Origin of the sequence: Dactylosporangium maewongense, from assembly GCF_039531485.1 — a bacterium.
Classification (GTDB): Bacteria; Actinomycetota; Actinomycetes; order Mycobacteriales; family Micromonosporaceae; genus Dactylosporangium; species Dactylosporangium maewongense.
In genome coordinates this window covers 315,539-332,414 of sequence record NZ_BAAAQD010000013.1, presented here as the reverse complement: position 1 = coordinate 332,414, position 16,876 = coordinate 315,539, and the positions used below count along the sequence as shown (strand labels likewise).

General features: G+C 68.2%; 20 protein-coding genes and 1 pseudogene. 5 read left to right on the top strand and 16 right to left on the bottom strand.

Going from position 1 to position 16,876, the window contains the following annotated elements:
- Window positions 1–304: 304 nt before the first annotated feature.
- The 9 genes from istB to ABD332_RS31660 all read right to left on the bottom strand — a co-directional run bounded on the left by istB (window position 305) and on the right by ABD332_RS31660 (window position 7,993).
- A complete protein-coding gene (gene istB / locus ABD332_RS31700; protein ID WP_106536463.1) occupies window positions 305–1,084 on the bottom strand; it encodes an IS21-like element helper ATPase IstB in 780 nt (259 codons plus the stop codon).
- Window positions 1,081–2,757 carry an IS21 family transposase gene (istA, locus tag ABD332_RS31695; RefSeq protein WP_344506006.1) on the bottom strand — a complete coding sequence of 559 codons (1,677 nt, stop codon included), beginning with the start codon at window positions 2,755–2,757 and terminating at the stop codon, window positions 1,081–1,083. Before istA ends, istB begins: the two co-directional genes overlap by 4 nt.
- A 421-nt stretch (window positions 2,758–3,178) precedes the next feature.
- Window positions 3,179–4,012 carry an alpha/beta fold hydrolase gene (locus ABD332_RS31690; RefSeq protein ID WP_069111012.1) on the bottom strand — a complete coding sequence of 278 codons (834 nt, stop codon included), beginning with the start codon at window positions 4,010–4,012 and terminating at the stop codon, window positions 3,179–3,181.
- 27 nt (window positions 4,013–4,039) lie between these two features.
- Window positions 4,040–4,462, bottom strand: coding sequence for a DoxX family protein (locus ABD332_RS31685; protein ID WP_074946215.1), 423 nt, complete (start codon window positions 4,460–4,462; stop codon window positions 4,040–4,042).
- Between the two features lie 106 nt (window positions 4,463–4,568).
- Window positions 4,569–5,411 carry an ABC transporter permease gene (locus tag ABD332_RS31680; RefSeq protein WP_344506005.1) on the bottom strand — a complete coding sequence of 281 codons (843 nt, stop codon included), beginning with the start codon at window positions 5,409–5,411 and terminating at the stop codon, window positions 4,569–4,571.
- A complete protein-coding gene (locus ABD332_RS31675) occupies window positions 5,408–6,373 on the bottom strand; it encodes an ATP-binding cassette domain-containing protein (protein ID WP_344506004.1) in 966 nt (321 codons plus the stop codon). Before ABD332_RS31675 ends, ABD332_RS31680 begins: the two co-directional genes overlap by 4 nt.
- A 104-nt stretch (window positions 6,374–6,477) precedes the next feature.
- Window positions 6,478–7,071 (bottom strand): PadR family transcriptional regulator, encoded by a 594-nt coding sequence (locus ABD332_RS31670; protein WP_344506003.1) that lies wholly within the window; start codon window positions 7,069–7,071, stop codon window positions 6,478–6,480.
- 152 nt (window positions 7,072–7,223) lie between these two features.
- Window positions 7,224–7,472, bottom strand: a complete 249-nt coding sequence (locus ABD332_RS31665; protein ID WP_344506002.1) for a hypothetical protein — start codon at window positions 7,470–7,472, stop codon at window positions 7,224–7,226.
- 44 nt (window positions 7,473–7,516) lie between these two features.
- Complete coding sequence (locus ABD332_RS31660) at window positions 7,517–7,993, bottom strand: DUF6584 family protein (protein WP_344506001.1); 477 nt, start codon at window positions 7,991–7,993, stop codon at window positions 7,517–7,519.
- A gap of 126 nt (window positions 7,994–8,119) precedes the next feature.
- Here ABD332_RS31660 and ABD332_RS31655 point away from each other — a divergent pair, with 126 nt between their 5' ends.
- Window positions 8,120–8,827 (top strand): hypothetical protein, encoded by a 708-nt coding sequence (locus tag ABD332_RS31655; protein WP_344506000.1) that lies wholly within the window; start codon window positions 8,120–8,122, stop codon window positions 8,825–8,827.
- Window positions 8,828–8,915: 88 nt separating this feature from the next.
- Here ABD332_RS31655 and ABD332_RS31650 read toward each other — a convergent pair whose 3' ends face one another.
- The 5 genes and pseudogenes from ABD332_RS31650 to ABD332_RS31630 form a co-directional block, all read right to left on the bottom strand.
- Window positions 8,916–9,299, bottom strand: coding sequence for a VOC family protein (locus tag ABD332_RS31650; protein WP_344505999.1), 384 nt, complete (start codon window positions 9,297–9,299; stop codon window positions 8,916–8,918).
- Window positions 9,300–9,411: 112 nt separating this feature from the next.
- Window positions 9,412–10,356, bottom strand: a complete 945-nt coding sequence (locus ABD332_RS31645) for a M15 family metallopeptidase (RefSeq protein WP_344505998.1) — start codon at window positions 10,354–10,356, stop codon at window positions 9,412–9,414.
- A 495-nt stretch (window positions 10,357–10,851) separates the two neighbouring features.
- Entirely contained in the window at window positions 10,852–11,286 is a 435-nt protein-coding gene (locus ABD332_RS31640; RefSeq protein WP_344505997.1) for a hypothetical protein, read from the bottom strand.
- 27 nt (window positions 11,287–11,313) lie between these two features.
- Window positions 11,314–11,550 (bottom strand): annotated as a pseudogene (locus ABD332_RS31635) (ISAs1 family transposase); the annotation flags it as partial.
- Between the two features lie 481 nt (window positions 11,551–12,031).
- On the bottom strand, window positions 12,032–12,238 hold the full coding sequence (locus ABD332_RS31630; protein WP_344505996.1) for a hypothetical protein: 207 nt from the start codon (window positions 12,236–12,238) through the stop codon (window positions 12,032–12,034).
- On the opposite strand from ABD332_RS31630, the gene ABD332_RS31625 reads away from it, so the two are divergent.
- The gene (locus ABD332_RS31625; protein ID WP_344505995.1) at window positions 12,225–12,653 is read left to right on the top strand and encodes a hypothetical protein; all 429 of its coding nucleotides are present in this window, start codon (window positions 12,225–12,227) and stop codon (window positions 12,651–12,653) included. The genes ABD332_RS31630 and ABD332_RS31625 overlap by 14 nt on opposite strands.
- A 166-nt stretch (window positions 12,654–12,819) precedes the next feature.
- Here ABD332_RS31625 and ABD332_RS31620 read toward each other — a convergent pair whose 3' ends face one another.
- A complete protein-coding gene (locus ABD332_RS31620) occupies window positions 12,820–13,578 on the bottom strand; it encodes a hypothetical protein (RefSeq protein ID WP_344505994.1) in 759 nt (252 codons plus the stop codon).
- 152 nt (window positions 13,579–13,730) lie between these two features.
- A complete protein-coding gene (locus ABD332_RS31615; RefSeq protein ID WP_344506036.1) occupies window positions 13,731–14,087 on the bottom strand; it encodes a VOC family protein in 357 nt (118 codons plus the stop codon).
- A gap of 276 nt (window positions 14,088–14,363) precedes the next feature.
- Between ABD332_RS31615 and ABD332_RS31610 the strand changes: the two genes are divergently transcribed.
- The 3 genes from ABD332_RS31610 (at window position 14,364) to ABD332_RS31600 (ending at window position 16,875) form a co-directional block, all read left to right on the top strand.
- Entirely contained in the window at window positions 14,364–14,891 is a 528-nt protein-coding gene (locus ABD332_RS31610; RefSeq protein ID WP_344505993.1) for a GrpB family protein, read from the top strand.
- A 569-nt stretch (window positions 14,892–15,460) separates the two neighbouring features.
- Entirely contained in the window at window positions 15,461–16,114 is a 654-nt protein-coding gene (locus ABD332_RS31605; protein WP_344505992.1) for a hypothetical protein, read from the top strand.
- Complete coding sequence (locus tag ABD332_RS31600) at window positions 16,111–16,875, top strand: HoxN/HupN/NixA family nickel/cobalt transporter (protein WP_344505991.1); 765 nt, start codon at window positions 16,111–16,113, stop codon at window positions 16,873–16,875. Before ABD332_RS31605 ends, ABD332_RS31600 begins: the two co-directional genes overlap by 4 nt.
- Window position 16,876: the final 1 nt, after the last annotated feature.

Here is a 16,876-nt window from a genome sequence, read left to right as displayed (position 1 = left end):
CGGCCAGCGTCACGACGATCAGTCCTACCACCGCTGCCAGCAGGCAGGGAAGCTCGTCGCGCCATGAACCGGGGAACTGAGGCCGGAGCCGGCCTCAGTCCAAGCCACCGGCGCCGGGCCGTCCTGCCTGGCCCGTTCGATCAACCGCGCCAAACGAGCGCTCGCCACCGGCCCGAGCTTGTCTGTCGGGTGGCTGCGGAGGTTTCGTCCGACACCGCTTGTTGGCGAGTTCTGACACCGCCGGGCACGTGTCGGTGCCGCGGATGTTGGTTTGCGTCGACACCGCTTCCGCGCCCGACGGGTGTCAGGTTGTCCGCTGCTTTGTGGCTTGGGCCAGACGGTAGGAGTCGGTGCCGGTCTCGAGGATGGTGCCGCCGAAGGTGAGTCGGTCGACGATGGCTGCGCATAGCCGGGGGTCGGTGAAGGTCTTGGTCCAGCCGCCGAAGGACTCATTGGACGCGATCGCGACCGAAGCCTTCTCCTCACGCTCGGTGAGGACCTGGAAGAGGAGTTCCGCGCCGCGGCGGTCGAGTTGCATATAGCCGAGTTCGTCGATGCACAGCAGGTCGACGCGGCCGTAGCGGGCGATGGTCTTCGCCAGCGTCATCTCGTCGGCGGCCTCGACGAGCTCGTTGGCAAGCTGGGTCGCCAGGGTGTACTTGACCCGGTAGCCGGCCATGGCGGCCTCGGTGCCGAGTGCGATCAGCAGATGGGACTTGCCGGTGCCGGAGTCCCCGATCAGACACAGCGGCTGTCCCTTCTGGACCCATTCGCACTTGGCGAGGGTGTGGATCACGGCGGGATCGATGTTGGGGTTGGCGTCGAAGTCGAAGGCCCGCAGGGACTTCTCGCGGGGGAACTTGGCGGCCTTGATCCGGCGTTCGGACCGGCGTCGGGCGCGATCGTCGCACTCGGCAAGCAATAGTTCGGCGAGGAACCCGCGGTAAGACATCTGCTCACGCCCTGCCCGGTCGGCGTAGTCGGTGAAGGAGTTGCGGATGGTGGGCATTCGCAGCATCCGGCACGCTTGGTCGATCGCGGCGTCGGCTGCTTCTTCGGTCATTCCACGGCGCTTGGTGGTCACGGTGCGGCTCCTTCGTTCGGGGTGTCACGTCGGCTGGCCAACAGCTGGTCGTACTTCTCCACGCTCGGCAGCGGCCGAGTGTCGGCCGGGATGTGGGCGCGGAGCCGGCGCTCGGTCAGCGATCGCACGGCAGGGATCTCGCCTTCTCCGCGTGCCCTGTCGCCGCTCATCAGGGACTGGTGGTCCGCTGTCGTGTCGTCGGCTCCGCCATCTGCTGTGTCGTTGTACTTGCGCGCTTCCAACGCGACAGCGTCCGCGGTGAGCGCGCCTGCACGCAGCGCCGTCGCGAGTCCGGCGACGACGTGGTCGTGTGGAAGGTGCCGGTGCAGCATCAGGACCTCAATGAGGGCACGGGTGCCGTCGGCGTCACCGTGGGCCTTGCAGGCCGCGGCCCACCAGGCGTCGTGAACGGGCGTGAACCGCCCGGATGCCCTGGCCTGCTCCAGCGCTTTCGCACCGGGTAGCGCGCCCGGTTTGCGGAGGAGGACCTCGAGATAGTGGTCCAGGTCGACCCGGGTCGAGCCCTTGGTCATGAGCCGTTCGTGGCGGGCGATCTCGGTCCTGCCGTCGAACACGACCAGGTCGCTGGCGTTCAGGAGCACCCGGGCTTGACGGCCGACCATGCGCGCGGGCACGGAGTACTTGTTCATCCGGACCGTGACCTGGGCGTACCGGTCCACGCGCGGGGTGAACCAGCGGCCGGTCTCGAACGGCTCGGTCGGAAGGGGCGCGAGGAGTGGCTGCTCGGTGGCGAAGTGTTCCCCGACCGTGCGGGCGCGGGACCCGATCCGCCGGGCGTCGTCGGCTTCGTCCCAGGCGTCGACCATAGCGTTGAGCTCGGCGAGGGAGTCGACTTCTGGGATGGGGACGAGGTGGTTGCGTCGGAACCAGCCGATCTGCCCCTCGACGCCGCCCTTCTCGTGCGCACCTTGGATTCCGGGCTGGCAATAGAAGGCTTCGATGCCGTAGTGGGAACGGACGGCGGTCCACCTGTCGGCCTCGACCCGCTGGCGGGAGAACCCGATCACGCTCGCGACGGCGGCCTTGAGGTTGTCGTAGCGGATCTTCCCGGTCGGCACCCCGCCGAGCACGTTGAAGGCGTGGACGTGACCCTCGAAGAAGGCTTCCTGCCCAGCCGAGGCACTGACCCTGTGCACGGCCTTGCCCGAGTAGGAGAGCCGAAGGCTGAACAGCGCGCAGGTTACGAGCTCGCCGCGCAGGCGGATGGCGACGTCGCCGAAGTCAACCTCGGCCTCGCGGCCCGGGAGGTGCTCTTGCGGGATGAACGCGTTGGCAGGTTCCCGTCCGACCTCGACGCGAATCTCGCGGCGTCGGGTGGCGACGTACTCGCGGACCATCCAGTACGACACCACCCCGGCCCCGTCATGTTCGTCAAGCAGTCGATCGAAGATCCGCTTCGCCGTGTGTCGCTGCTTCCGCGGCGCGTCGAGGTCCGAGCGCAGCCAGTCGTCGATCACCACTCGGTACGCGTCAAGCCGTGAGCCGCGTTTGGGCGGCTGCTTTCTCTCCTTCGGCCATGCAGATTCCAGCGCCGCTGTCACGGTTCGGAAGCCGACGCCGTGCTTGCGCTGCAGCGCGCGGTTGGACATCCCAGATCGGGCATCCCGTCGGATCGCCGCGTACAGGTCGACCCGGGAACGCGGCTGCGTCATCGGTGGCACTCCTGACGTGAGCACGCCGTGGGCACGACTTTCGGCACCGGGCCACCGCCTGGGAACGGTGACCGCATGCGACCACAGCCCGGAATGACTGGCCCTACCGAGGTGCCTGGTCATGTGCTGCGCAGGGCTTCGGTGGGCGGTACTGAGTCGGCCCGGAGTGCGGGGTACGACCGACGACGGAGCCGATGAGCAGCGAGTAGGCCAGGTCGAGTCCCACTGAGGCCCAGGTCAGTACGACGGCCCGGCCTTGCGTGGTGACGAAGACGTTGGTGACGAGCACGCCCAGGATCAGGCCTGTGATGCCGCCGACGACATCAACCTCGACACTACCTGTCCGCCCCGTGTCCCTGGCGCGACGAAGATCTGCTTGCGCGGTGCCTAATCGGTATTCCCGCAACACCTCGCGGGCCCCTCAGTGTTCGGTGCTGAAGAACCGTAGCAACAGCGGGCCGACGGTCTGTGGGTCGACGACGTGATCCGGCCCCTCGAGGGTCTCCCGTTGAGCGTGGGGTAATTGGTCTGCAAGCTCGTCGGCTGCGCGGTCGAAGAAGTCCGAGGGCAGGCCTGCCATATAAGGGACCGTGATCGGCCCTCCGGTGGTGACCAGGACCGGTTGGGTGACCGTTGCCAGTCGATCGGCCGGCAATTGGTAGCGATTGAGGAAGACGCTGTCGTGGACCAGCGTGGGCGCGAGGGCGACCGAATGCGCCCAATGCGCCGTCTGCTTGCCTGCCGCTTTCCTGGCCGCGATGTTGTCGTCGGAGGCGCCGGTCATGCGCATGAACAGTTCGAGAACCTCCTCGTCTCGCCCGGCGTCGAAGGCGCGTCGGGTGTCCGCGATGTACTCCTCGAATCGCGGGCGTATGTCGTCCCCGACCGCGTAGGGCACCTCCCAGACGGCGATCGTGTCGATGGCTGACCCGGCCGCGGCGGCTTCCAGCGCCAGCGCGCCGCCTGAGGACGCCCCGAACAGGTGTGCCGAGCCGCCCGCCTCCGCGATCAACGCATCCAGGTCCTCGATCTCCCTTTCCACGGCGTACGGCTCGGTGAAGCCGCTCGCGCCGCGTCCCCGACGGGCATAGTTGTAGACCGTGAAGTGCTCGGCGAGAGCTGGCGCCAAGGGAGCGTTCTCCACCCCTTCGTCGAGTGCTCCGCCCACCAGAATGACGGCCGGACCGCTTCCTTCCCTGTCGTAGGCGATGGTGGTGCCATCGTTTGATGTCACGCGAAAGGCCATCTCGTTCATCTCACATCTCCGTTCGAGAGGTTTGTCTCAGCGCCTGAGCAGCGTGCCGACGACGGCCTCGGTGCGCGACCACCGCGTCCTTGCGATCACGGCCGCCACGACGAGTAAGGCGAGCGGCAGCCAAGGGCTCTGCTCGAGCACGAACTGATCGGTGATGACAGCACCGGTCAGCAATGCCGCCAACCCGAGACTGGCCAGGCCCGCCAGAGCCGGGATCAGAAGTCCAACCCCTCCCGCGACCTCCAGCGCTCCGACCAGGTACCGGAGCCACTGGCCAGCCCCGATGTCGGCGAACATGTCCACCATGACCGGGTCGCCGGCGAGCTTCGAGATTCCGCCGCCGGCGATTATCGCCGCCAGCACGACTTGCAGAATCCAGACCCCGATGCTGCTCGCCCGCCCGGGCGTGTGCGCAACGGTTTCCGAGTTGTTCTTGGGGATGGTGCTCATTCGGCTCTCCTTGTCGTGTCCGGGCCTGGTACCGGTGATGGCGTTGGCCGAGTGGGCCGGGTTGTCGGAGTTGATTTCGACCAAGTGCTCGCGGGAGCGGCATCTACTACTTGTTGCGGTAGAGGACCATGGTGATGGGACCGAAGACCGCGACGAGCAGCGCTGACGAGACGAGCACCCAGCCGATTTCCCCGGCGGGCACCGAGCCGTGCATCAGGCCGCGTACCACGGTCGCCAGGTGGGTGATCGGGTTGACCTCGACGACCGCCTGCATCCACCCGGGCATCGTCTTCGGGTCCACGAAGATGTTGCTCCCGAACGTCAGCGGGAACATCACCATCATGCTGACCCCCGCCACCGAGTTCGGCGTGCGCAGGATCAGGCTGAGCATCGTCCACAGCCACGACAGGCAGAACGAGAACACGAGCAGCAGCACCACCGAGAGCACCACGCCGACGGCGCCACCCTCCGGCCGGAACCCTAGGACCAGGCCGAGCGTGATCACGATCGCCGACCCGATCGAGTAGCGCACCAGATCGCCGAGCAGGGCGCCGACCAGCGGCGACGGTCGCCACACCGGAAGTGACCTGAACCTGTCGAACACCCCCTTCTGGATGTCGGTGTTCAGCGTTATGCCGGTGTTCATGGTGATCATGACGTTCGCCTGCACCAGGATGCCGGGCAGCAGGAACTGCAGGTACGCCTGTGTCGACCCGGCGAGCGCGCCACCGAACAGGTAGGTGAACATCAGCGTGAACATGATCGGGAACATGGTCACGTCGACGAGCTGCTCGGGCACGTGTTTGATCTTCAGCAGCGCCCGCCAGCCGAATGTCAACGAGGTGAGCACCGGGCCGGGCCGAGACGGCCGCTCACCGGCCAACAGCACACTGCGCAGCGCGTCCTCGGTGACCGGCGCCGACGCCTGCTCCGCGGTCGTGGCATTCATGCGGCATCCTCCTCGGGTGTCTCCTCGGCGACGTGTCCGGTCAGGGTGAGGAACACCTCGTCTAGGCTCGGCTGACCGAGCGCGAACTCGGTGACGTCGATGCCGCTGCGGGACAGCTCGGCCAGGGAACGGGCGACCCGGTCGGGGTCGGAGATCCGCGCGGACAGCGCGGCCGGGTCAGCGGACGGCTCGGCCGGCACCTCGAGGACGCCGGCGAGGACCCGCTCTGCCTCGGCCCGCTGCTCGGGCGCACGTAGCCGTATGTGCAGCGAGCCGGCGCCGACCGATGCCTTGAGCTGGCCGCTCGAGCCCTCGGCGACCACCTTCCCGTGGTCGATCACCGCTATCCGGTCGGCCAGCTGGTCGGCCTCGTCGAGGTACTGCGTGGTCAGCAACACGGTGGCGCCCTCGGCGACCATGCCCCTGACGATCTCCCAGACCTGGTTCCTGCTGCGCGGGTCGAGCCCGGTCGTGGGCTCGTCGAGGAAGATCAGTTCGGGGGTGACGACCAGGCTCGCCGCGATGTCGATGCGCCTGCGCATCCCGCCGGAGTACTTCTTCACCTGCCGGTCGGCAGCCTCGGCAAGACCGAACGCGTCGAGCAGGTCGGCCGCCCGCTCCCTGCCTCGGCGGCGTGAGTAGCCGAGCAACCTGGCGAGCAGCAACAGGTTCTCCACCCCGGTGAGGTCCTCGTCGACCGACGCGAACTGCCCGGTGAGGCCCACCCTGCTCCGCACCGCCTGGGCGTCACGCACGACGTCGTAGCCGAGCACCTGCGCCTCTCCGGCGTCGGGGCGCAGGAGCGTAGCCAGCATACGGATCGCGGTGGTCTTGCCCGCCCCGTTCGGACCGAGCACGCCGTACACGCCCCCGGCGCTCACGGCCAGGTCCACACCGGCGACCGCGTGGGTCTTGCCGAAGCTCTTCTTCAACCCTCTCGTCTCGATCGCGAGCTTTCCCATGGGTTCGATTCCTTCTCTCGGTGATGCGAACGGATTGGTTGAGGCTAGTCAAGTTTGACTACTTGGCCAGAGTGCACGCGGAGGAAACATCTAGTCAAGTTTGATTAGAAGCGCATCTTGAGGTGATCGGGGACCGTTCGCCACGAACCCGGATCATCGGCCATGGTGTAGGCGCCCTCAGACAGTCGTTTGCTCAGGCTCTTCGCCCACTCCAGTTCGGTGCGTGCGTGTCCCGCCCACAGTTCGGCCTGATCGCGGACGTGCTCGGGGGTGTCCCGATTGGGGTGCTCCCGCCACTTGGCCTGCACTACGAGCTCCGCTTCCAGGCGCGCGACCCGCTCGTTAACGTGCGCGATGGCATCTGTCCTGGTCAGCATGGGCAACATGGCGATGGACGCGTTGAGCATGTCCGGGTCGTGGGTGCGCCGCAGACCGTCGCGGACCAGTTCGACCATCTCGTCACGTCCCCGAGCTGTCGCGCGGTACAGAACGCGCTCCGGCCCAGAGTTGCCCGGCTCGGCGTGTTCGGTGAGGAGGCCATCAGCCGCCGCCTTCTTCAGCGCGTGATAAATCGAGCCGGGCTTGATCTTGGCCCAACTCTCCGCACCCCAGCTCTGCAGTTCGGACCGCACCTGGTAGCCATGCGCGCCGCCGGAGAGGTGCACGATACCGAGCACCAGGAGCTTCGTCGCCGACACGCGCCCACCTCCGCTCAACCCTCTCGTCTCGATCGCGAGCTTTCCCATGGGTTCGATTCCTTCTCTCGGTGTTGCGAACGGATTGGTTGAGGCTAGTCAAGTTTGATTACTTGGCCAAAGTACACGAGGAGGAAACATCTAGTCAAGTTTGATTAGAAGCGCATCTTGAGGTGATCGGGGACCGTTCGCCACGAACCCGGATCATCGGCCATGGTGTAGGCGCCCTCAGACAGTCGTTTGCTCAGGCTCTTCGCCCACTCCAGTTCGGTGCGTGCGTGTCCCGCCCACAGTTCGGCCTGATCGCGGACGTGCTCGGGGGCGTCCCGATTGGGGTGCTCCCGCCACTTGGCCTGCTCTACGAGCTTCGCTTGCGCGCCCGCCAGGGTGGTGTCAACTCCCACCAACACTAGGGTGCCCTCCTGGTCCGGGTTGTGTCAGCACTGACCTACAAACGGTGCTGGTGGAGACCTCCAAAGCCAGTCGGGTCTGTATTGACCCTCAACACGAGCAGGCGCATCCAGGCACCAGGATTGGCCTTCTCGAATGCGGCAATCTCCGTTTCGGTGGCATCCTCCGTGAGGAAGCCCCAGCGTCCGGCTTCAACCAAGTTGCCTACCTGCCGGTAAAGAGCCGCACGCTCAGCACGCAGACTCAGGTCGTCGGGGTAGGCGGCCGTGAGGCTCGCCAAGCGCTGCATCGCTGGGTGGTAGTGGCCGCGCCGCAGATCCGCGAGCAGTGCGTCGGTTGGGGGGCTGTGCTCGTCGTGCGGCGACACCGGCTCCAGGGGCGGCAGCGTGGTCTGTCTCAGTGGTGCGGAGTTCACCGCCCACACGGCGCTGGTGAGCAGGATGAGTGTGATCGCGACGGCGCGGCGCCGGCGGGGCGGCATCGTCCGCGCGACGTCGCACAGTCGTTGCCACATGGCATCAGGCGCTCCGGCATCATCTCAGTGTGCATGCCGGGCCGAGCACGGAAGGAGCGCGCAAGACCGGTAGATGAGTCGAACACGCCGAGTTACTGGCGCGGGGCGCGGGGAAGAGAACAGCGGATGGTGTCGGCAAGGAGGTGTTCCGTGCTGATGAAGGATGTCCGGGCGCCGGACGCGGTTCCGATGCTGTCGCGAGGCAAGCATCGCCATCCGGGCAAGGGTGCCTGCTTCATGGAACTGGCGTCGTTTCTGGCCGGTGGGCGGTGGAGCGACCATCCGGTCTGCACCCACCCGTTGCTCGCCGGGGTGGCCCGTCTCGTCAACGACAACACCTCCGATGCCGGCCGTCAGCAGCTGGCCGGCCTGGTCCCGTCGGTGATCGGGTTGGTCAGTGCCGACCTGCGCGTCGACGCGCGGATCGCGCTCCGGCTGGCGACGGCGGCGCTGCCGGTCGTGGCCGCGGAGCGGCAGTGCGCCATGGCGGTCTCCGTGCTGGCCTGTGATCACATGCTTGCCGTTCTCGACGGGCGGTCGCCGGACACGCTGGAGAAGCGCTCTCAGGAGGCGCTGGCGCAGGCCCCCAGGGCCACCCGGTGGGCCGGGAAGTTCACCCGTGGCGTGCCTGCGGCATCGGCGGCGGCCTTCCGCCGGCGGGTCGCGCCGCACGCCGTCCGCTCGGCGGTGGAAGGGGTCGCCGCGACCTGCACGCCGCATCGGGACCGCCTGCTGCGCGCGCTGCTCGTGGACGCGATCGAGGAGTGCGCCGCCTGGGTCGGGCGGGAGGAGGGGCGTCGCGACGCGCGGTCGTCCGGAGCCGGCCGCAGCTGAGCCGATCAGCTGCGTCGGCAGGTGGCGACAGCGGCAGCGGTGGCTCGCGTTGCGGTGCTGCGGCCGTCCGGAGCGCCGGCGCCGACGGTCATCGCGGGTCGCGCCGCAGCGGGTGGTCGGCAGGGACCTCGACGAGCACGATCGGCACGCGGTCCGGGTCCTCGATCCACACCTCGACCAGCCCCCACGACTCCCGCCGGGGCTCCCGGAGGACCGTCACCCCCGCGGCCCGCAGGCGCTCGTACTCGGCCCGGACGTCACGGACCTGCAGCCACAACTGCAGCGGTCCGCCGGGCTCATCGTGCGAACCGGACACTTCGAGGAGCCCCTGGCCGAGGAAGAAGACCACGCCCGGGTGCTCGGCCGGTCCGAATTCACGGTAGATCGCCAGGCCGAGGATGTCGCGGTAGAAGCTCCGGCTGCGCCCGAAATCGGCCGGGCGCAGCAGAATGCGGCTGCTCAGTACCTCCACGGCTCGATCATCCCCGCCCTCCGGCCACTCCGCAGCGGATCCACGTGGTGCACGCGGCGACCGGTCGGTCGGCGAACGGGCAGGGATGCTCCTCGCCGGTGCGAGGGTGTCGCTACGCCACCGGGAAGTCATAATATGTGCTTGGATACGGCTCGTTGTCGAGCGTGTAGTGCCACCATTCCTTCGGGTAGTTGGTGAACCCGCCTTGTGCCATCAGGCCGGTGAGCAGCGCCCGGTTGTTCCTCGCCAAGCCGCTCAGGCCCGCGGTGATCGTGTGTGCGAGTGGGTCGAAGCAGTCGAAGCCGGTTCCCATGTCGATGCTGTTGTCGGGAAACCGCTGCGCCGCCGGCGCTGTGCAGGGCAGGAGCGGTTCGCCCGTCCGGTAGGAGGGTTCCGCGCGCGAGGGGGTGGCGACCAGTGTCAGGTCCATCGTGCTGCCCCGGCTGTGCGCGGTGGGCCCGCCGATGTATCCGTCGTCGAACAGCACGGACTTGTCGACCTCGGGGTAGAACTCCGCCTTCATCCGCTGGTCGGCTGTCGTCGCCCAGTGCACGAAGTCGTCGACGCCCTGCTGGGGCCGGTAGCAGTCGTACACCTTGAGGCTGTACCCCTTGCTGAGCGCGGTTGTCTGCACCCGGTGCAGCGCCTCGGCGGCCTGGCGGGTGAGCAGGCAGCGTGGCCGCTGGTAGCCGGTGATCGGCCGGCCGACGAAGTTGTGGGCGGTGACGTAACGGATGTCGGTCAGGATGCTGGGATCGATGTCGGGCAGCGAGACGAATCCCGGCGGGAGCTGAGCCGCGGCGGCCGTGGACGGGCTCGGCGGTGCCGGCGGGGACGTGTCGCCCGCGGCGGGCGGGGACGACTCGCGGGCCGGGGCCGGGATCGTCGGGGCGGGCGGCGGTTGCGTCGGCCGGGCAGGTCCGCCGCACGCGGCGATCAGTGTGCAGGCCACAGCGGCGGCCAGGACGCGGACGCAGTGCCCGGCACGCCGGCGTGCGCCGGCCCCGGTCGCCGCCGCCCGACCGGACGCTGTGGGCCCGCCTGTCGTGAGGTACATGCGCAGATTATTGTGCTTTGTACGGTGGTCGATGCCCGCGAGCCGCACGGTCGGCGCCCCTCCCACCTGCCGCAGGGCGGTGCTGCCACCTGGTCGCTCCGGGCCGCAGCGGCTCGGGCGCTCGCCTGCGGTTCGTCCGGAGACCACGTTCAAGGCCCTGCGTGGAGTCAGCTGTGCTCGGGGATGCAGCCTGTGCGACACGTCCGCTACCTGGTCCGGACGACCACCTTCCGAACGGGCTGCCCGACTCGTAGTAGCGGTACGCGGCGGCGGCCTCCGCGAAGGGGAGACGCGGTCGATGACGGGCCTGAGGCGATGGGCCGCGATGGTGCGGTTCATGTCGGCGAACTGGGCACGGCTACCGACGGCCAGCGCATGACGGTGGCGCCGGCGCCGGACAGGAGACCGTGGTCGATCGCCGAGCGACCGCCGGAGGCGGACCCTACCAGGGCCCCGGCAAAGTCGGCTCGATGACGCCCGAAGTGTCGATCACTGTCATTCATCGCTGCCGTTCCGCTCAACGCGCGTGCGCGGCTGGTGCGCGAGTTGCGTCGCGTACACGTCTGTTTGATCGATGTCGGCGACCGCCTGGCGAGCCGCTGTCTCGTCGCCCCGATCACGGAGCAGGCGCACAAGCATGTAGAACGCGGTCTTGTCGCCGCGTTCGGCGCGATGTCGGAGGTCGCTGCCGCGCCCCTGCTCGTACAGCAGGCGGTTCAGCCGTCGGCGTGCACACCGATCGCTCTCGCCCCGGCGGGCGAGTTCATCGAGCCGCCCCGCCTTCGCGAGCAGGTCCATGTGCCACAGGTGTGCGTTGTGAAGGTAGGGGTCCGGGCTGTAACACTCGGCAGCGGAGCCGACAACCGCGATGGCTTCATCCCAGTCACCACGCTCCTGTGCGGCCCGCGCCACCGAATCCCAGTCGTCCATGGCGCCGAGTATGACCCTGGCACGTTGTTAGGTGATGCCGAGCAGGGCCACCGAGCGGTTGGGATTGCGGGCGTAGTGGCGGTTGGCGGCGGCGATGTTGGTGGTGCCGTCGAGGCGTAGGGCGCCGATGGCGGCGTTGCGGATGGCGGCCATGACTTGGGGTCCGGTACCGGTGCGGATCTGGGAGCGGTCTTCGTCGTAGGTGACGTCGCGGACCCAGTGGACCTTGTTCTCGATCGACCAGTGGCCGCGGATCCAGTCGGCCAGGTGCCATGGTTTGGCTTGGTGGGTTTGGAGATCGGTGATCGCGTAGACGGTTTCGGTGGTGAAGCGTTTCGGTTCGTCGAGCCGGCGCCGGCGGAGCCCGAGACGACCGACGCGAGCCTCATCGCCACCGCGCAGGAGATCTGGACCGCCGTGCTGCGGCAGCGCTACGACACCGGCCAGCCGGAGATCCTGGCGATGGTGGCGATCCGGGCGCACCAGTTCGAGATCGGCGCCGCGGCCGCCGACCACAGCACCATCAGATGAACCCACAGCTATGCATGGATCAACCAGCACCGACCATCCGAACGCACCGTATCCCCAGACGGTCAGCGAGGCACTGCCACTGATCAAACCGGCGTCCGGTAGCCGCGGATCGCGCACGCGGCCCTCCAATAGCCGCCACTTTTCGCGGGATGACGGGTGGGTCTGCGGTCGGTGCGCCGGTGCCGAGATGAGCCGTTCCTGCTGCCCGACGGACCTACGCAAGATCCAGCAGCTCCATGCGGCCGGTACGGACCATCCAGTCGATCCAGTAGCCGAGCCGCCCACATGCGACGCAGCGACTCGTGACCGACAACGCGCGAATGCCCGCGTTGTCGGCGTAGAGGAAATACCCCACGGCGACATTGAAGTGCTCTTCGGCGCCATCACCGTCGCACTCGCAGACCATGATGGCCGGCTTCATCTGGTCCCAGTACGCGCCGCTGTCCGCGATGAAGTGCTCAGTCGCGGCAGATACGCTGCACCGCGCGCTCCTCGAGGTCGCCATGGACCCCGAACGGGACGGCGAGGCGTTCGCGGCGTGTCGGCGCGAAGTGGCGGCCGGCGCCGTCATCCGGGTCTGGGACGGCGGCACGCCGGCCTCCACACTTGCCGCCATCTACGTGCGGCGGCTGCGCCTGATCCAGCAGCGAGGTACCCCGGAGGTCGGGTTCGCCGAGGCGGTACAGGCGCTACGTGCGTGCGGCGACGAGCTCGTGCGGATTGGCGCCGTCGATGTACAGCATCCGTCGTATCACTTCCAACTCTTCCTGAGCCTGTCCGCGACCGTTGTAATCGGTTGCCTGGGCGTAGATCAGGGTTGGAAGACATTGGAATGAGGCCAATTCCTGACGACGATCATGGCGTCCGGATCTGCCGCCGATCGTGTGCGGCGACCGATCACTGCTCGTCACGATTGGTGATCGACCAGGCGGCACTGGTGGCTTCCTGAACTGCCGATGAGCGAGCATCGATCATGTTTATTGGGTCACGAACATGCAGGTGCTACGCATTCCATAACGCTGGGTCGTCGCGGTGGTTCTTGGCGCCTTTGGCCAGCACCGTCCGCAACTGTGAGAGGTGTTCGGTGTCGGCTGGAAGGTGCAGGCGCTCCAGCAGCGTGAGCGCGTCCGCCGGTTGCAGGTCGCCGTAGAGCTCGTGATAGCCGTCCAGCAGGCCGAGGAAGACCGCCGGGTGGAGTTCGGTGACGGTCGTGACGGCCTGGAAGATGTGGTGTTTGTGGGTCCAGCGGATCGTGCCGGAGTCTTCCAGCACGTGACGGGCGCGGTGGTGCAGCGGACCGTGGGCCAGTTCAGGCAGGCGACCGTTCGTGGCGAGACGGCGTACGTCGTCGCCGAGCAACGCGGCGAATGCGGCCTCTGCGGTCCTGCCGAGGAACCAGTACGTTCGTAGGGACAGTCGCAGGTGCTCGATCGGATCGGCTGCTTCCAGACGGGTTCGACAGCCGGCCCAGAAGGCGTCGATGACCGCTGGGTCGTCGTGGTCGTGGACGTAGCCGTTCAAGAAGATCATCACCTGGAACGAACCCGTCAGGTCCAGCAGGCCCAGCGCGGTGTGAACACGCTGTACACCACTTGATTCGTCGTCGTCCAGGATGCTGTACGCGCACGCGAACGCCACGTCGTCGTTCGACATCTCCGTCACGCCGGGCGGCTCACGGTCCAGCCACCGACCGGGGCCGAGCGGTGTTATCCCTGCCCCGGCAAGCCATTGCAGGGCCAGGTCCGCATCCGAGGTACGCACTCCGCGGAGTGTGCACACGTCCAAGCCAGATGTCCATGGAATACACGGCAAGGCCAGCATCCGCATCTGCCGCTTACGACGCGGTCGCCGAGCCGTCCGCGGCGCTACCGGATCTAGCCGATGAGCGTGCAGCCGGTCTTGGTGCACGCGATTCAGTGCCGCTCGATGCAGAATTCATTGCCCTCGGTATCGCGCAAAGTTACCCATCCGCGGTCCTCGGGACCGCGGTGGTCCTCGTGGATCGTGGCGCCGAGGCTGACGGCCCGCTCGACCTCCTCGTCGCGGGTCCGCCCGTCGGGCTTCCAGTCGAGGTGGACCCGGTTCTTGGCCGAGCGCGGCTCGGGAACTCGAACGAACAGCAGACCTGGCAGCGGGTCCGGCGCTTCGACGAGCACCTCGTCGTCGCCCGGCTGATCGATCCCGGAAATCGGCCAGCCGGTCAACCGGCTCCAGAACGTGGCCAGCTCGTAGGGGTCCGCACAATCGACGGTCACATGACGTAGTCTCATCCGCAGCACCGTAGGCCATGATCAGGTCGGCATCTAACGCAATTAGCGCCGCCGGCCGCCGCAACGACCTGTTCTGCCGCGGGTTTCGCGCGACGGCAGAACTGCGGTCGTCACAGCGAGTGACAGGCCCCGGCGACGCTGGCTTCCTGTCCTGCCGATGAGCGCGCACCCGATCATGCCGTGGTGGAGCCTCACAGTGCTGTAGACCGGCGGCACATGTCGATGCGGCAGGCCGAGCCGCCTCGGTCCGGCGGCGCATGTGGCAGCCTGGCATGTATGCCGATCACCGTGGTGGCGTACGACCCGGACTGGCCGTTGCGCTTCAGGCGGGAACGTGCCGTGTTGGAGGAGGTGCTGGCGCCTTGGCTGGCAGGTGGGGTACACCATGTCGGTTCGACGGCTGTGCCGGGTTTGGCGTCCAAGCCGATCATCGACATGGTGGCAGGCGTCCAGGACCTGGCCGGCGCGGCGCCGGCTATCGGGGTGCTGGCTGAGCACGGGTACGTGCATGCACCGCACCGCCCACGGGCCTACTGGTTCTACAGAACGGCGACGCGCTCAGCCGAGCACACCCACCACCTGCACCTGACCGAACCTGGCAGCGACCTGTGGCGCGAGCGGCTCGCCTTCCGTGACGCACTGCGCGGTAACCCCGCTCTTCGCCAGGAGTACCAGGCGCTGAAGCTCAGCTTGGCGGAATCACACGACGTGGTCGACGGCTACACCGCAGACAAACGGGGCTTCGTTGCACGGGTACTCGCCTCCGCAGGCATCACGCTGGCCCCGCGTCCCGCCACCCCGTGATCAACATGCCGGATCCCGGCGATCCTCGCTGAACATCGTTGTGTCGATGGCTGCGGTGCTCGACGTGGGCGGGGCCGGTCTTCGCCCGGCACGTTATAGGGCTGGGTCCGCACGGTGAGCAACTCGTTGTCGCCCTGCCGGCGCACGGGAACGCTCTCAGCGTGCGCCGGCTCCGCTCACCGCAGACGACGGGCCGCGCGTCGAGCCAGTCGAGCCAGGACCGCGTCCAGCCGCGGCAACGGCCTCTATCCATCGCCGGTGGACGCGTTGCCGCGGCTGTACGCCACCGAGCACATCGCCGCCCCGGACAAGCTCGTCGCCGTGCACCACTTCATCGGTAGCTGCGACTGGTGGATCTGCGAGTACGAGCCGGAGACCTGCACCGCATACGGCTACACGTGCCTCGGCGACCCCCAATGGCCGAATTGCTGCCGGACCCGAATGTTCATCCGGGTGTTCCCTCCTGCTGGCCAACGATCGGCAAGACTCAGCGCGAACCAAGATCCTCTATTCGGAGTATTGCCTTGGCCACGCGCGGAAGACGGCATTGGCGGGGAGCGGTGTGCCTGGTGGCGCTCGCGGTCCTCGCCGGGTTCGCCGTTCCCGGGACGGCGGCGGCGCACCCGTTCGGCGACCCGCAGACCGTCGCCGTCGGCCTCGGCGACGACCGGCCCGACGTCGTGCGGGTGCGGTGGCGGGTCGGCGGGTCCGACGACCTGACGCTGCTCGGGGTGTCGCTCGGCATCCTGCCGCAGGACCGGGTCATGCTCGACGGCGCCGTCTTCTACCGCGACACAGACGCGGCGGCGATCGCGCCCGCGCCGGCGTTCGCGAAGTACCTCCTCGAACGGATCACGGTCCAGACCAACCGTCACGCCTGTCCAGGGGTGCTGCAGCCGATCGACGACCTCGCCAAGCGGGGCGTGACGATCGACTACACCTGCCCGGGGCCGGTCGGGACCGCGTCGGTCGCCGTGCGGACGCTGACCGACCTGCACCCGGCCTACCAGACCCTGGCCACCGGGCCCGACGGGCAGCGGACGGTGTACCGCCAGGGCGCGGACTCCCACGACTGGCCCCTCGGCGACTCGCCGGCCACCGTGCCCGCGTCCGGCAGTAGTGCCGCGATCCAGCTCGGCGCGGTCGTCGCCGGCGTGCTGGTCGCGATCGCTGTCGTTTGGCTGGTGGGCCGTCGGATGCGGCGCAGGAGGGCACCGGCATGAGCGTCCGGTTGCAGGAGTTCGTCAACGCTCCGGGCATCGCGCCGCTCGCGTTCCTGTTCGCGTTCCTGGCCGGCGCCGGGCACGCGCTGGGGCCCGGGCACGGCAAGAGCCTCGCGGCGGCGTACCTCGCGGGCTCCCGCGGCCGGGTCCGCGACGCCGCCTGGCTCGGCGGCACGGTCGCCGCGATGCACACCGTGTCGGTGCTCGCCATCGGCGTCGCCTGGACGTTCTTCTCGCTGTCCGACCTGGTCCGGATGGAGCAGCTGACCGGCTGGCTCCAGCTGGTCGCGGGCCTGCTCGTCATCGGCACCGGCATCTGGCTGATCCGCCGCAACATGCACGGTCATCACCATCATCACGGCGACGATCATCACCATCATCACGACGCGCACGACCACGAGCACGAGCACGGCCATGAGCACGACCACGGGCACGGCCAGGTGAAGAAGCCCGGGCTGGTGCTGCTCGGGATGTCCGGCGGGCTCACCCCCTCGCCGGCCGCGTTCCTCGTCCTCGCCACCGGCCTGTTCGTCGGCCGCGCCGGGTTCGCGCTGCTGCTCGTGCTCACCTTCGGCGCCGGCATGGCCGTCGTCCTCTTCGGCGTCGGTGTCCTCGCGATCGCCGGCCGCACCGTTCTCAGCCGGACACCGCGCCTCCACGCCGCCGCCCGCGTGGCCCCCGTCCTCGCCGCCGGCGGCATCACCGTCTTCGGCGCCGGCATCGTCGCGTTCGCCGCGATGCACCTCGTCAATGTCACATAAG

Coding starts and splice junctions, on each gene's coding strand:
- ABD332_RS31600 (WP_344505991.1), top strand. CDS start 16,111: ATGAGCGTCCGGTTGCAGGAGTTCGTCAACGCTCCGGGCATCGCGCCG.
- ABD332_RS31615 (WP_344506036.1), bottom strand. CDS start 14,087: ATGAGACTACGTCATGTGACCGTCGATTGTGCGGACCCCTACGAGCTG.
- istA (WP_344506006.1), bottom strand. CDS start 2,757: ATGACGCAGCCGCGTTCCCGGGTCGACCTGTACGCGGCGATCCGACGG.
- ABD332_RS31630 (WP_344505996.1), bottom strand. CDS start 12,238: ATGAAGCCGGCCATCATGGTCTGCGAGTGCGACGGTGATGGCGCCGAA.
- ABD332_RS31640 (WP_344505997.1), bottom strand. CDS start 11,286: ATGGACGACTGGGATTCGGTGGCGCGGGCCGCACAGGAGCGTGGTGAC.
- ABD332_RS31660 (WP_344506001.1), bottom strand. CDS start 7,993: ATGTGGCAACGACTGTGCGACGTCGCGCGGACGATGCCGCCCCGCCGG.
- ABD332_RS31610 (WP_344505993.1), top strand. CDS start 14,364: ATGCCGATCACCGTGGTGGCGTACGACCCGGACTGGCCGTTGCGCTTC.
- ABD332_RS31625 (WP_344505995.1), top strand. CDS start 12,225: ATGGCCGGCTTCATCTGGTCCCAGTACGCGCCGCTGTCCGCGATGAAG.
- ABD332_RS31685 (WP_074946215.1), bottom strand. CDS start 4,462: ATGAGCACCATCCCCAAGAACAACTCGGAAACCGTTGCGCACACGCCC.
- ABD332_RS31675 (WP_344506004.1), bottom strand. CDS start 6,373: ATGGGAAAGCTCGCGATCGAGACGAGAGGGTTGAAGAAGAGCTTCGGC.
- ABD332_RS31645 (WP_344505998.1), bottom strand. CDS start 10,356: ATGTACCTCACGACAGGCGGGCCCACAGCGTCCGGTCGGGCGGCGGCG.
- ABD332_RS31680 (WP_344506005.1), bottom strand. CDS start 5,411: ATGAATGCCACGACCGCGGAGCAGGCGTCGGCGCCGGTCACCGAGGAC.
- ABD332_RS31690 (WP_069111012.1), bottom strand. CDS start 4,012: ATGAACGAGATGGCCTTTCGCGTGACATCAAACGATGGCACCACCATC.
- ABD332_RS31655 (WP_344506000.1), top strand. CDS start 8,120: ATGGTGTCGGCAAGGAGGTGTTCCGTGCTGATGAAGGATGTCCGGGCG.